The organism is Streptomyces tremellae, from assembly GCF_039540215.1.
GTDB classification, from domain to species: Bacteria; Actinomycetota; Actinomycetes; order Streptomycetales; family Streptomycetaceae; genus Streptomyces; species Streptomyces tremellae.
Map to the genome: position 1 here is coordinate 382,469 of NZ_BAABEP010000001.1, position 13,395 is coordinate 395,863.

The 13,395-nt window shown below is 74.7% G+C and carries 8 protein-coding genes; 1 reads left to right on the plus strand and 7 read right to left on the minus strand.

Going from position 1 to position 13,395, the window contains the following annotated elements:
• Positions 1–266: 266 nt before the first annotated feature.
• The 5 genes from ABEA77_RS01650 to ABEA77_RS01670 form a co-directional block, all read right to left on the minus strand.
• The gene (locus ABEA77_RS01650) at positions 267–2,237 is read right to left on the minus strand and encodes an ATP-dependent DNA helicase (RefSeq protein WP_345640110.1); all 1,971 of its coding nucleotides are present in this window, start codon (positions 2,235–2,237) and stop codon (positions 267–269) included.
• A 94-nt stretch (positions 2,238–2,331) separates the two neighbouring features.
• Positions 2,332–4,200 carry an IucA/IucC family protein gene (locus tag ABEA77_RS01655; RefSeq protein WP_425588176.1) on the minus strand — a complete coding sequence of 623 codons (1,869 nt, stop codon included), beginning with the start codon at positions 4,198–4,200 and terminating at the stop codon, positions 2,332–2,334.
• Between the two features lie 127 nt (positions 4,201–4,327).
• Positions 4,328–5,083: a GNAT family N-acetyltransferase gene (locus ABEA77_RS01660; protein ID WP_345640111.1), complete on the minus strand. Its 756-nt coding sequence runs from the start codon at positions 5,081–5,083 to the stop codon at positions 4,328–4,330.
• A gap of 67 nt (positions 5,084–5,150) precedes the next feature.
• Entirely contained in the window at positions 5,151–7,043 is a 1,893-nt protein-coding gene (locus ABEA77_RS01665; RefSeq protein ID WP_345640112.1) for an IucA/IucC family protein, read from the minus strand.
• Between the two features lie 31 nt (positions 7,044–7,074).
• Positions 7,075–8,457: a diaminobutyrate--2-oxoglutarate transaminase family protein gene (locus tag ABEA77_RS01670; RefSeq protein WP_345640114.1), complete on the minus strand. Its 1,383-nt coding sequence runs from the start codon at positions 8,455–8,457 to the stop codon at positions 7,075–7,077.
• Between the two features lie 321 nt (positions 8,458–8,778).
• Here ABEA77_RS01670 and ABEA77_RS01675 point away from each other — a divergent pair, with 321 nt between their 5' ends.
• Positions 8,779–10,002 (plus strand): trypsin-like serine peptidase, encoded by a 1,224-nt coding sequence (locus ABEA77_RS01675; RefSeq protein ID WP_425588177.1) that lies wholly within the window; start codon positions 8,779–8,781, stop codon positions 10,000–10,002.
• 83 nt (positions 10,003–10,085) lie between these two features.
• Here ABEA77_RS01675 and hflX read toward each other — a convergent pair whose 3' ends face one another.
• Positions 10,086–11,609, minus strand: a complete 1,524-nt coding sequence (gene hflX / locus ABEA77_RS01680) for a GTPase HflX (protein ID WP_345640115.1) — start codon at positions 11,607–11,609, stop codon at positions 10,086–10,088.
• Between the two features lie 146 nt (positions 11,610–11,755).
• Positions 11,756–13,321 carry a M1 family metallopeptidase gene (locus tag ABEA77_RS01685; RefSeq protein WP_345640117.1) on the minus strand — a complete coding sequence of 522 codons (1,566 nt, stop codon included), beginning with the start codon at positions 13,319–13,321 and terminating at the stop codon, positions 11,756–11,758.
• Positions 13,322–13,395 lie beyond the last annotated feature (74 nt).

The window sequence follows — 13,395 nt, forward strand, 5'->3', positions numbered from 1 at the left end:
TCCGCCGGACACACGGCCCGCCCCGCCTCCCGGGGCACCCGGACCCTCCCTCGCCCCCTCGCGATCATCCCCCGCGCGGTCCGCGGCGACCGCGTGCGCACGTACGGCCCCGGGCCGCCGCCGAGCCCCGAGAGCGGCGGCGGGCCGGGGCCGTACGGCCGCCCGCCGGGGCCGGGCTGCGGCCCTCTCCCTCCCCCAGGTGCCCGCCGCCCGCCGACGCGCCGATGGACCGACGCACCGGTCGGCCGGCTGCCGTGTTCCGGACGTCATCTGCCGTCCGCGCGGGCTGCCGCGTCGATCGCCGCCAGCGATTTGCGGACCTGGTTGCGGTCCGTGGTGTACCAGAAGTCCGGCAGCGAGGACCGCAGGTAGCTGCCGTAGCGCGCCGTCGCGAGCCGCGGGTCCAGCACGGCCACCACGCCCTTGTCACCCGTGGCGCGGACCAGGCGGCCGGCTCCCTGCGCCATCAGCAGGGCCGCATGGGTCGCGGCCACCGCCATGAAGCCGTTGCCCCCGGCCTCCTCCACGGCCTTCTGGCGGGCGCTCATCAGCGGATCGTCCGGGCGCGGGAACGGAATGCGGTCCATCACCACCAGCTGGGAGCTGGGCCCCGGCACGTCCACGCCCTGCCACAGCGACAGCGTGCCGAACAGGCAGGTCCGCGGGTCAGCCGCGAACCCCTTGATCAGCTCGCCGAGCGTCTCCTCGCCCTGGAGCAGGATCGGCAGGTCGAGGCGGCCGCGCAGCTCCTCGGCCGCCGCTTGCGCCGCCCGCATCGAGGAGAACAGGCCCAGGGTGCGCCCGCCCGCGGCCTCCACGAGTTCCGCGAGCTCGTCCAGCATGTCGGTGCGGGAGCCCTCGCGGCCCGGGGTGTTGAGGTGCCTGGCCACGTAGAGAATGCCCTGTTTGCGGTAGTCGAAGGGCGAGCCGACGTCGACGCCCTTCCACTGCGGCACCTCGTCTCCCCCGGTGCCCTCGGGCGCGAGCCCCAGGGAGGCGCCCACGCCGTTGAAGTCGCCGCCCAGCTTCAGCGTGGCGGACGTCAGCGTCACCGAGCGGTCCTCGAACAGCTTCTCCCGCAGCAGCCCCGCCACGGACAGCGGCGCCACCCGCAGCGACGCGCCGAAGCGGTCGTGCCGCTCGTACCAGACGACGTCCCACTCGGAGCCGTTCGCGATGCGCTCCGCGACCGCGTGCACCGACTCGACCGAGGCCATCGCCTGCTTGCGCACCACGTCCTCGTCCTGCACGGACCGGTCGCGGGTGTTGCCGAGCGCCGTGATCACCGTGCGGGCCGCGTCGCGCAGCGCCATCAGCGCGTACGCCAGGTCCTCCGGGATCTCTTCGAGACGGCCTGGCAGCGCCAGCTCCATCAACCGCTCGAAGGTCTCAGCCGCCGTCTGGAGCGCGTCCGCCGCCTTCTCGTCGACGAGCTTCGCGGCCCTGCGCACCGCACGGTTCACCTGGCCGGGGGTCAGCTCGCCCGTGGCGACCCCGGTGACGCGGGAGACCAGCTCGTGCGCCTCGTCCACGATCAGCACCTCGTGCTGCGGCAGGACGGGCGCGCCCTCGATCGCGTCGATCGCGAGCAGCGCGTGGTTGGTCACCACCACGTCGGCGAGCTTGGCGCGCTCGCGGGCCAGCTCGGCGAAGCACTCCTGGCCGTAGGCGCACTTGGAGGCGCCGAGGCACTCACGCGAGGAGACCGACACCTGCGACCAGGCGCGGTCCGAGACGCCGGGGGTGAGGTCGTCGCGGTCGCCGGTCTCCGTGTCGTCGGCCCAGTCGCGCATGCGCAGCAGGTCCTGGCCGAGCCTGCTGGTCGGCGCCGCCGCCTCGAACTGGTCGAACAGGCCCTCCTCCTCGTCCTGCGGCATGCCCTCGTGCAGCCGGTGCAGGCACAGGTAGTTGCTCCGGCCTTTGAGCATCGCAAACTCCGGCCTGCGGCGCAGCAGCGGATGCAGCGCCTCCACGGTGCGCGGCAGGTCGCGCTCGACGAGCTGCCGCTGGAGCGCGAGCGTCGCGGTCGCCACCACCACCCGCTCGCCGTGGGCCAGGGCGGGGACGAGATAGCCGAGCGACTTTCCGGTGCCGGTGCCGGCCTGGACCAGCAGGTGGGCGGAGGTGTCGATGGCCTCGGCGACGGCCTCGGCCATGGCGGCCTGGCCTGGCCGCTCCGTGCCGCCGACGGCGGTGACGGCGGCATGGAGCAGCTCGGGGAGAGATGGCTTCGTCATAGCGCGACCACCCTACGGCCCGGGACTGACAGCGGCGTCCACTCCCGGCCGTCTCACCCGACAGGGGACCGGCCGCCCGTGCGGGGCCGGCCGGTCAGGGGGCGGGGCGCGGCGGTGTCGCGAGGGGGTTGGGGACCGTGCCGTGCACGGCCGCGTGCGGCCGTTCCGCGCGGTCGCGGTAGCCGTCGAGGTGGAGCCGGTTGCGGTTGAGGCAGAGGCGCTCGATGCGCTCGGTGAGCAGGTCGAAGGTCTCGAAACGCTCCTTGAGCTCGGGGAAGCGCGCCTGGTGGTGCAGGATCTCCGCCCGGACGAGGCCCCAGAACTCCCCCTCCGGCACGCCGAGTTGCTCCTCGCACAGCGGCGCGAGGTAGCGGAAGACGCCGACGAAGAGTCCCGAGTGGATGAACTGGATGAGGAAGCCGGGGTCCTCCGTGAGCAGGATCTCCCGGACCTCCTCGGGCATGGAGGCGTGCTCGGGCAGCGGCACGGAGCTGATGTTGACGTCGTCCACGAAGTCCTTGACCGCGAGCCGCGTGGGCCTGTCCCGTTCGTCGAAGACGACGATCGCGTTCTCGCCGTGGGGCGAGAAGACCGTGCCGTACCGGTAGAGGAAGTGCAGCAGGGGCGGGAGCATGGCGTGGAAGAGGCGGCGCAGCCACTCCTCGGGCGCGAGCCCCGACCGCTCGACGAGCTCCGCGGTGAGGGCCCGCCCGGCCGGGTCCGTGTGCAGCAGCGCGGCCAGGGTGCGGGCCCGCTCGCCGGGGGCGAGGCCGGGCGGCAGGGGCTGCCGCCAGATCGCGCCGAGGAGTTCCTTGTACTGGTACGGGGCCTCGGGAAGCCGGTCGTACAGGGGGTGTTCGACGGTCACGGAAGCGACCTCGCCCTGGAGGATCACGCGGGTCTCGTCGCGCAGGAAGGGGTCGTTGTCGCGCAGCCCGAGCACCCAGGCCGTGACGGCGGGCGCGGCGAGCGTGCGGCGCGTCGGCAGGCCGCGCCACACCAGGGTGTTGAGGATGGAGAGCGGGAGCTTCACGGTGTGGCGCTCGGGGCGGTCGAGGTTGAGGAACGTGCGGATCGACTGCTGCGGCAGGCGCAGGTCGCCGTCGGTGGGCAGCGGCACGATGGCGCCCTCGGCTATCGCGGGGGCGTACAGCTGCACCAGTACCTCGTCCCACTGCCAGGGGTGGACGGGCAGGTACAGGTAGGCGGCGGGGTCGAGGCCGCGCTCGGTCAGCACGGCGTCGAACGCGGCGCGCACGTGCGGGGCGAGCTCGGTCCCGTACAGCGCCTCGGGGTCGCTGAGGCGGCCGGTCCCGCGGTAGGCGGCGAGCCTGGTCGAGACGGCGATCCAGGGCAGCGCGAGGGGGGTCCTGGCCTCGGGTGCCCAGCGGGCGGTGTCGGTGGCGGAGAAGCCGACACGGCCTTTGTTGAGGACGATCCAGGGGTGGCCCGTCTGGTGGCCCTCCAGCTCGGCGTAGCCGAGGTCGGCGAGGCGGGCGGCGGAGGCCGCCGTGTGGTCGAGGGCGGCGTCGGCGGCGAGGGTGGTGCTGAGTTCGCGTATCAGGTGGCCGAGGGTGTCTCCGTCGATGCCTATGAGGCGGCGGGCCAGCACGAGGAAGCGCAGCGGGTCGGTGAACGGCCGCTCGCCGTCCGGGTCGTGCAGGGTGAGGGAGCGCGGGTCGACGCGCCAACCGCCGTACGCGCCGCGGCGCGCGCGGAACACGAGGCGGTCGCCGTCGTCCAGGACGAGCGTGTGGCGTCCGGGGTCACCGGGATCCGGCTCCGGCCGCAGGATCTCTTCGTAGGCGAACTCGCCGAGGAGTTTGGCGAGGAGGCGGCGGGAGGCGCGGGACCAGCGCTCCGGGGTGAGTTCTGGCGGCGCGTACAGCTGCGCGGCCGGGTGGGCAGGGGTGGTGGTGACGGCGGTGGAGTCGCTGAAGTCATGCACGGGGAACGTCGACACGGGGACTCCTCTGAGCGGGTGCGGTGGGGCCGGCGGGTGCGCCTACGACTGTTCGGAAGCGTCAGGTCACTTACGGTAGTTCACCGGGGGGCGCGGGTGCCGGGGCCCGGTGATGTCGGCGGTGGGGTCAGAGGTGGTCGCGCAGCGCGCGGTCGCGGACCATCAGCGCGGCGCGTTTGTCGGGCAGGTCGACCTCCGCGGCGAAGCGGAAACCGCCGCTCAGAAATGCTGACACGGAGGGTGTGTTGCGCAGGTCGGGTTCGGCAAGTACGCGCGTGCAGCGGGGCCGATGGTCGAGAATGTGGTCGGCGACTGCCCGCAGGAGGGCGGAGCCGAGTCCCCTCCCCCGGTTCCCCGCGCCGCCGAGCAGCAGGTGAACGCCGGTGTCGTGGGGCCGCGCCGGGTAGTGCAGGGCGAGCGGGTCGAGGTCGGCCCGGTAGATCTCGAAGTAGCTCATCACAGTGCCGTCGAGGAAGCCGAGGCAGGGGATGCTCCGGCCGTCGCCTTCGAGTTGGGCCCGCAGGTGCCGCTCGGTGACGGAGTCGGGGCCCGCCAGCTCCCAGAAGGCGGCGACTGCCGGATCGTTCATCCACCCCGCGATCAGCGGGAGGTCGCGCTCGGCGACGACCGGCACGAGCCGGAACTCCCCGACGGTGGACGCCGCGGGGCCCCAGCCCGCGAGCCCGTCGAGCAGCCCGGCGCCGGAGCCGGCGGGCGCCGCCGGACGCGCGGACGTCACCGCCGCGCCGGGCCCGTCTGCGCTCCCGGGCTCCGCCCGTGGGGCCGGGTCGTCGGCGCCGGGGCGTACGGGTGGGCTCGTGGCGTTCCCCGGAGCCGGGGGCGGGGGGCCTTCGGCGGGGTGGCTTCCTGCGGGGGCGGTCATCGCGGCGCTCTCCTCTCGGCGGGCCGGGCGGCCGGATGCCGCCCGGCGGTGGGGTCGCGGCGCGGGGTCAGTCCCGCAGCGGGTTGGCGATCGTGACGTAGACGGACTGCGTGTCGACGGGGCCGACGAGTTCGTCGAGGCCGTGCAGCCGGGTGAGCAGGTTGGCCTTGCACCGCAGGGTCGGCGCCGCGAGCAGCTGCTCGGGCAGCGGGGAGCCGAGCTCGGCGGCCCCGGCGAGGAAGCGGCGGAACGCGGCGAGCAGCACGCGCTCGTCGGCGAGCCGCTGGGAGCCGAACGCCCCGATCAGGCCGAGGACGTTGTTGATGCCGAGGTAGTAGGCGAACCGCTCGTCGGTGACGGCGTCGGAGACGAACGTGTCGGACTCCTGGCCGATGCCGGGCAGCCGGCGGTCGAGCGCGTCGCGGTGCGAGGCGCGGAAGTAGTAGCCCTGGTTGTCGCGGTAGCGCCCGCCGATGGGCCAGCCGTCCGCGTCGAGGTGGACGAGTGTGTTCTGCTGGTGCGCCTCCAGGGCGACGCCCGCGTTCCCGTCGAGCCAGAGCACGGGACGCACCACCTGGTCGAGGTAGCGCAGGAACCACTCGGCGCCCACCGCGGCGCGCGGCCTGCCGGTGCGTTCGGCGAGCCGGCCGACGATGTCGCCGAGGCGTGAGCACATGCCCGCCCTGCCGGGGTACGGCCGCGGCGCGGTCAGCCCGGCGACGCACGCGGCGTCGTCGGCGGGCCCGAAGGGGTTGTGCCGCAGGACGACGTCGAGCCCGGGCACCGGGGCACCGTCCTCGGTGTCCACGGCGAGCCAGGCCGGGTCGCGGACGATGTCGAAGCCGGGGTGCGCGGCCCGCCACTGCCTGCCGAGCCCGGTCCGCAGCAGCCGGTGCACCTCGACGCCCCTGCGCAGCTCCTTGCGGAGGTTCTCCCTGCGGGAGTTGGTGATGCGCACGCCGAGGGAGAGCTTCAGCATGGCGGGCGCGCCCGGCCGGTGCACGGTGCGGATGGAGGAGGTGGGGTGCCAGGGGGCGCCGTGTGCGCCGAGTTCGCGGACGAGCCCCGCGTCGAGGAGGCGCCGGTAGGCCGGGCGGTGCGTCATGTCCCTGGCCTGCCAGGGGTGGAGGGGCAGCGGGACGGTGCCCTCGGGCAGCGGTACGTCGCCGAGCAGGCGGGCGGCGAGCTGCTCGGCGCCGACCGGGCGGCCGCCCTCGGTCCATGCGGACTCGGCGGCGAGCACGGACCGGTCGACGGCGAGCCAGTGCAGTGGGAAGGTGCCGTGCGTCTCGGGCGAGTAGCGCAGCGCCTCGGCCTCGGAGAGGCCCTGTCTGCTCTTTGGGGTGGGGTGCAGGGGGTGGCCGAGCACGAGGGACTGCTCGGCGACGAGGAACGGGTCGGCGCCGCGCGGCGGTTCGGGCCGCCGGCGGCGCTGGGTCAGGAACAGGGCCGTGAGGTGGGCGGAGTCGGCGACCCTGGCGACGAGGTCGCCGCCCTGCCGGCGGCCTGACTCGCGGCCGAGGAGCGCGGCGAGGGTGACGGCGTCGAGCGGCGGCGCGTCCTCGGGTGCGCCGTCGAGGCGGGCGGGTCCGAAGCGGTGCCAGCCGGTCGGGGACCAGTAGCGCACGGGCACCGAGAGCGCGGCGCCGCTCATCGGCAGGGGAAGCCGCAGGGCGTCGCCGCCGGGGGCGCGGAGGTCGTTCTCCCTGACCCAGCAGCGCAGCAGGTTCTCCACAGTGGCGGCGTCCGCGGCACGCTCGGCGTCGGGGTGCTCCACGTGGTCGGGGGGCTCCAGGTGGTCGGCGTGCTCCAGGTGGTCCGTGCGGTCGGGCCGCCCGGCGGGCTGCCGGTGGCCGTTCTGCGCGGGCCGCCGGCCTCCGGGGAGCTGGCGCGGCACCGTGGCGGTCTCGGCGGCGGGCGGCTCTGCCGTCGGCAGGTCGGATGCGGGGGTGGGGTTCACGGGACTTCCTTCGTGGGTCCGGGGTCCGGGTTCACTGCGGCCGTCCTGCGGACGCGCGTGCGAGGGCGGCCCGCTCCGCGGCCGCCAACGCGTCGGCGAACCGGTCGAGCACGGCCACGGCCTGTTCGTCGGTGAGGGTCAGCGGCGGCAGCAGGCGTACGACCGCGCCGTCGCGGCCGCCGAGCTCCACGATGAGCCCGCGGTCGAGGCATGCCCGGCGCACGGCCCTGGCAAGCTCCGTGTCGGCGGGCGCGGGCGCGGCGTCGGCGCCCGCCTCAGGGTCGACGATCTCCACACCGATCATCAGACCGCGCCCGCGTACGTCGCCCACACAGGGGTGCTCCTCCGCGAGCCGCCGCAGCCGCCCGGTCATCCGGGCGCCGAGGACCGCGGCGCGTTCGGCGAGGCCGTTCTCCCGTACGTAGGCGAGGGTCGCGGCGCCCGCGGCCATCGCGAGCTGGTTGCCGCGGAACGTACCGGCGTGCGCGCCGGGGCGCCACAGGTCGAGGTCCTCGTGGTACACGATCACGGCGAGCGGGAGCGAACCTCCGACGGCCTTGGAGAGCACCATCACGTCGGGGACGATGCCGCTGTGCTGTACGGCCCAGAAGGTACCCGTCCTGCCGACGCCTGTCTGCACCTCGTCGGCGATCAGGGGCACGGAGCGGTCCGCGGTGATCTCCCGTATGGCGCGCAGCCAGGCGTCGGGCGCGGGCAGCACGCCGCCCTCGCCCTGGACGGGTTCGACGATCATCCCCGCGGGCAGCGGCACCCCGCTGTGCGGGTCGTCGAGCAGGGAGCGCGTCCAGCGTGCGGAGAGCTCGGCGCCGCGCGGGCCGCCGATCCCGAACGGGCAGCGGTAGTCCTGCGGGTAGGGCAGGCGCGTGACCCGTACGTCGCGGGCGCCGCCCGAGGCGGCGAGCGCCCCTTCGGTCTTGCCGTGGTACGCGCCGGTGAAGGCGAGGACGCCGTCCCTGCCGGTCGCCGTGCGGACGAGTGTGAGCGCGGCCTCGACCGCGTCGGTGCCGGCCGGGCCGCAGAACTGGATCCGCGCGTGCTCGGCGAGCCCGGCGGGCAGGGTGGCGAACAGCTCGGTGACGAAGGCGTCCTTGACGGGGGTGGCGAGGTCGAGGGCGTGCAGCGGGGCCTCGGAGTCGAGGACCCGCCTGATCGCGTCGAGCACGACGGGGTGGTTGTGGCCGAGCGCGAGGCTGCCCGCGCCGGAGAGGCAGTCCAGGTAGCGCCGCCCGTCCGCGCCCTCGATGGTCAGGCCGCGCGCCCGCACCGGCACGATCGGCAGGGACCTGGCGTAGGTGCGGGCGGCCGACTCGCGCAGCGCCTGGCGGCGCAGGATGCCGTCGTGGGCGACGGTCGGCGCCTGAGGCGGGGTGCGGGGCGGCTCGGTCACGGCCACGTCGTTCGGTCCTCCGGCTGTCACGGTTGCGTCGCACGTCCGTACGCCGCTCGACCGCCGGGCGTTCGGCGGTGGACGCTGGCCGTGTCCCCCGCACGTACCAACGACGCCGGGTGCGGGGGATCACGGGTGCCCGGGGAAGATCTCGGGTCCGCGTGCCGGGACCGAACCGTGGACCTGCCGCGCACCGTGTGTCATGGCGCGGGCATAGTGGGGCCGGCCCGCCCGCCGTCGTCCGTACGGGGGACGGGTGTTCCGTGTGCGGGCGTACGGCACCTCGCGTACGCCGCCCTTCCGCTCGACCGTTCCAGGGGGAACCAGATGCGACCGATCCGCCCGATGCCAGCGCCGCGCGCCGCCCGAGGACGACGGGGGGTGCGGATGCTCGCGGCGGGTGCCGCAGCCGCGGCGCTCGCCCTCACCGCGACCGCGTGCGGCCAGGGCGGGGGCGGCGCGGCAGGCCCCGAAGCGCCCGCCGCCTCCGCGCCCACGGCCGACCCGCGGATCAGCATCCCGGCCGACATCCGGGACAAGCTGAAGCAGCACGGCATCGACCTCGACAAGTGGAAGCACGGAGAGTGGAAGGACTGGGACCGCGACCAGTGGCTGCGGCAGGCCCAGGACTTCGTGAACCCGGTCATCCAGGGGCTGTGGGACCCGAGCCGCATGCGGAAGGCCGAGCAGACCCCGCAGCAGCCGGTGCAGCCGCACGACCTCACCGGCGACCAGGGCGTCACCGACCCGGAGCCCGCCCCCGTGCGGGCGCGGGAGGCTGCGACGCCGTACGCGTCCAGCGTGCCGGTGGAGGGGAAGCTGTTCTTCGACGGGCCGCAGGGCTCGATGGTCTGCTCGGCGACGGTGGTGACGGACCCGGCGCACCCGGGGCAGTCGGACCTCGTGTGGACGGCGGGCCACTGCGTCCACGCGGGCAAGGACGGCGGCTGGTACCGCAACATCGCGTTCGTGCCCTCGTACAACGACAAGGGGCTGCCGGCCTCCGCGCTCCAGAGCGCCGACCGGCGGGACCTGGCTCCGTTCGGGGTCTGGTGGGCCGACTGGGCCGAGACCTCGCGGCAGTGGATCTCGGAGGGGTCCGAGACCGGCGGCAAGGGGTCGCCTTTCGACTTCGCGGTGCTGCACGTGGAGCCGGAGAGCGGCGGGAGCGGCCGGTCGCTCCAGGAGACGGTCGGCGCGGCGGTGCCGGTGGACTTCGACGCGCCCGCCGTGCGGGACATCCCCAGCATCACCGCCAACGGCTACCCGGCGGCCGCGCCGTTCGACGGGCAGCGGCTGTTCCAGTGCACGGACCGGCCGGGCCGCCTGTCGCTCGACGCGTCCGAGCCCACGGAATACCGCATCGGCTGCACGATGACCGGGGGCGCCTCGGGCGGCGGCTGGTTCGCGACGGGCGCGGACGGCAAGCCAGCGCTGGTGTCGAACACGTCGATCGGCCCGGTCAGCGCGGGCTGGCTCGCGGGACCGCGCCTGGGCGAGGAGGCGCAGGGGATCTACGAGGGCGTCAGCCGGAAGTTCGCCGACCGGTAGGGCGTACGGCGCGGGGCCCGTGCCCCCGGGTGTCCGGAGGCACGGGCCCCGCGCGTCCGCCGTGGGAGGCGGTCGCGGTCCTGTCAGTGCGCGCGCGCCGGGGTGTACGGCGCGAGCGCCGCCGCGAGTTCGTCGTGGACGCGGGCCTTGAGCCTCGTGCCCTCCGGGGTGTGCTCCTCGGACAGCACCTCGCCCTCGGCGTGCACCCGGGAGACGAGCCCGCCCCGCGTGTACGGGACGAGCACCTCCACCTGGGCCTCGGGCCGCGGCAGGTCGGCGTCGATCAGCGCGAGCAGCTCGGGGATGCCCTCGCCCGTGCGCGCCGACACGGCGATCGCGTTGCGCTCGGCGGCCAGCAGGCGCCGCAGCACCAGCGGGTCGGCCGCGTCCGCCTTGTTGACGACGACGATCTCGCGCACCCCGTGGGCGCCGACGTCCCTGACGACCTCGCGGACCGCGGCGAGCTGCTCCTCGGGCGCGGGATGCGAGCCGTCGACCACGTGCAGGATCAGGTCGGAGTCGCCGACCTCCTCCATCGTGGAGCGGAACGCCTCCACCAGGTGGTGCGGCAGGTGCCGGACGAAGCCGACCGTATCGGCGAGCGTGTAGAGCCGGCCGCTGGGCGTCTCCGCGCGCCGGACCGTCGGGTCGAGCGTGGCGAACAGCGCGTTCTCCACCAGGACTCCGGCGCCGGTGAGGCGGTTGAGCAGGGACGACTTGCCCGCGTTGGTGTAGCCGGCGATCGCGACGGAGGGCACGCGGTGGCGCTTGCGCTCCTGCCGCTTGATCTCGCGGCCGGTCTTCATCTCCGCGATCTCCCGGCGCATCTTCGCCATCTTCTCGCGGATGCGCCGCCGGTCCGTCTCGATCTTCGTCTCACCGGGGCCGCGGGTGGCCATGCCGCCGCTGCCGCCGCCGCCCATCTGCCGGGACAGCGACTGGCCCCAGCCGCGCAGCCTCGGCAGCATGTACTGCATCTGCGCGAGGGCCACCTGCGCCTTGCCCTCACGGGACTTGGCGTGCTGGGCGAAGATGTCGAGGATCAGCGCCGTGCGGTCGACGACCTTGACCTTGACGACGTCCTCCAGGTGGATGAGCTGGCCGGGGCTCAGCTCGCCGTCGCAGACCACGGTGTCGGCGCCGCTGTCCAGGACGATGTCCCGCAGCTCCTGCGCCTTGCCCGAGCCGATGTAGGTCGCCGGGTCCGGCTTGTCGCGCCGCTGCACGACCCCGTCGAGGACGAGCGCGCCCGCGGTCTCGGCGAGCGCGGCCAGCTCCGCGAGGGAGTTCTCCGCTTCGTCGAGCGTGCCGGACGTCCAGACGCCGACGAGCACCACGCGCTCAAGGCGCAGCTGCCGGTACTCGACCTCGGTGACGTCCTCCAGCTCGGTGGAGAGTCCCGCCACGCGCCGCAGCGCCGCCCTGTCGGAGCGGTCGAGCTGGTCGCCGTCACGGTCCCGGTCGACCCCGTGGCCCCAGGTGACGTCCTCTTCCATCAGGGCATCGGCCCGGAGGCTGTCGGTGCGGGGGTCCGCGGAGCGGCCCTCCGCGAGGTGCCGCGTGTCCTGGGACCGCGTGTCCGTGGAGAAGGAGGAAGAGGAGGTCATTGGGTCCTTACGTCGTCGAAAGTGACGGTCCTGCGCCGTCGGACGGGTCAACGCCTCCACGGGCGGATTGATTCCCGCCGCGGCCCGTAGCGGCCCGTAGCGGCCCCTCGATGGTGGCACGCGCCGGGCTCCCCGTCACGCGGGTTTCACGCACCGCCACCGGCCGGGGCCGCACCGTGTCCCGCGGGGGCGGCGGACGCGGGGACGGCGGCGGGGGGCTGCCGCTTCCCCGTCCGGGCCGGCTTCCCCGGGCCCTGGGCGGGGTGGGCCGCGGGCGCGGGCCGCCAGTCGGGGTGGCCCGGCATCGGGGGCGTCTTCGCGCCGTAGAGCCAGGTGTGGAGGAAGGACGTCAGGTCGCGGCCCGCGTCGCGGGAGGCGAGCGCGGTGAAGTCCGCGGTGGACGCGGACGCGTCGCGGTGCTCGCGCACCCAGTCGCGCTCGATGCGGGTGAAGACGGCCGCGCCGACCTCCTGGCGCAGGGCGTAGAGCACCAGCGCACTGCCGTCGTAGACGACGGGCCTGAAGATGCTGATGGCCTGGCCGGGCTCGGGCGCCTTGGGCCTCGCGGGCGGGCCGCCCGCGGCGCGCCAGCCGTCGGACTGGGCGTACGCCTCGCGCATGCGGCTCTCGAAGGAGGGGCCGCCGTGCTCCTCGGCGTAGGTGCCCTCGTACCAGGTGGCGTGGCCCTCGTTGAGCCAGAGGTCGGACCAGCGGTGCGGGGAGACGCTGTCGCCGAACCACTGGTGCGACAGCTCGTGCACCAGCACCGAGTCGACGTACCAGGCCGGGTAACCGCCGTCCGTGAACATGTTGCGCTCGAACAGCGACAGCGTCTGGGTCTCCAGCTCGAAGCCGGTGTCGGCGCCGGCGACGAGCACGCCGTAGTCCTCGAACGGGTAGCGGCCTACGCGCTTCTCCATCCACTCGATCATGCCGGGGGTCTTCTTCAGCCACGGTTCGAGCCGCTTCGCGTCGGCCGCGGGCACGACGTCCCGTACGGGCAGCCCGTGCGGCCCCGTGCGGTGCAGGACGGCGGAGTCGCCGACGGAGACCTGGGCGAGCTCGGTGGCCATGGGGTGGCGGGTGCGGTAGGTCCAGGTGGTGTCGGGGCCCTGCGCGGTGCGGGAGACCCCCTCCCCGTTCGCGACGACCGTGAGCTTCTTCGGCGCGGTGACGTGGAAGGTGAAGTACGCCTTGTCGTCGGGGTGGTCGTCGCAGGGGAACACGCGGTGGGCGGCGTCGGCCTGATTGGCCATCACCAGGCCGTCGCTGGTGCGGATCCAGCCGCCGGTGCCGTTGTTGTCGCCGTTGGGGTCGCTGGTGTGGCGGACGGTGACGCGCAGCGGGTCGCCCGCGGCGAGAGGCGACTTCGGTGTGACGACGAGGTCCTGGCCGGCGGTGGCGAACGCGGCGGGCGCGCCGTTGACGCGGACCGAGCGGACCGTGCCGTGGGTGAAGTCCAGGTTGAAGCGGTCGAGGCGGCTGGTCGCGGTGGCGTCGAGAGTGGTGGTGGCGGTGAGCGGCTTCTTGTTGTCGCCGCTGTAGTCGAACCCGATGTCGTACGAGCGGACGTCGTAGCCGGGGTTGCCGAGGGTCGGGAAGAGGCGGTCGCCGACGCCGAGCGGGCGGGGCGCGGGCAGCGCCGCGGCGACCAGCGTGGCCGAGGCGGCGGCGAGCAGGGCGGCGCGCAGCCGGCGGGTGGTGAGCAGCATCCCCCACCGCTACCAGGGCGGGCGGGGCAGGCGGGGGCGGCGCGCGTCCCTCTCAGCCGATCGGGTGGGCGGCG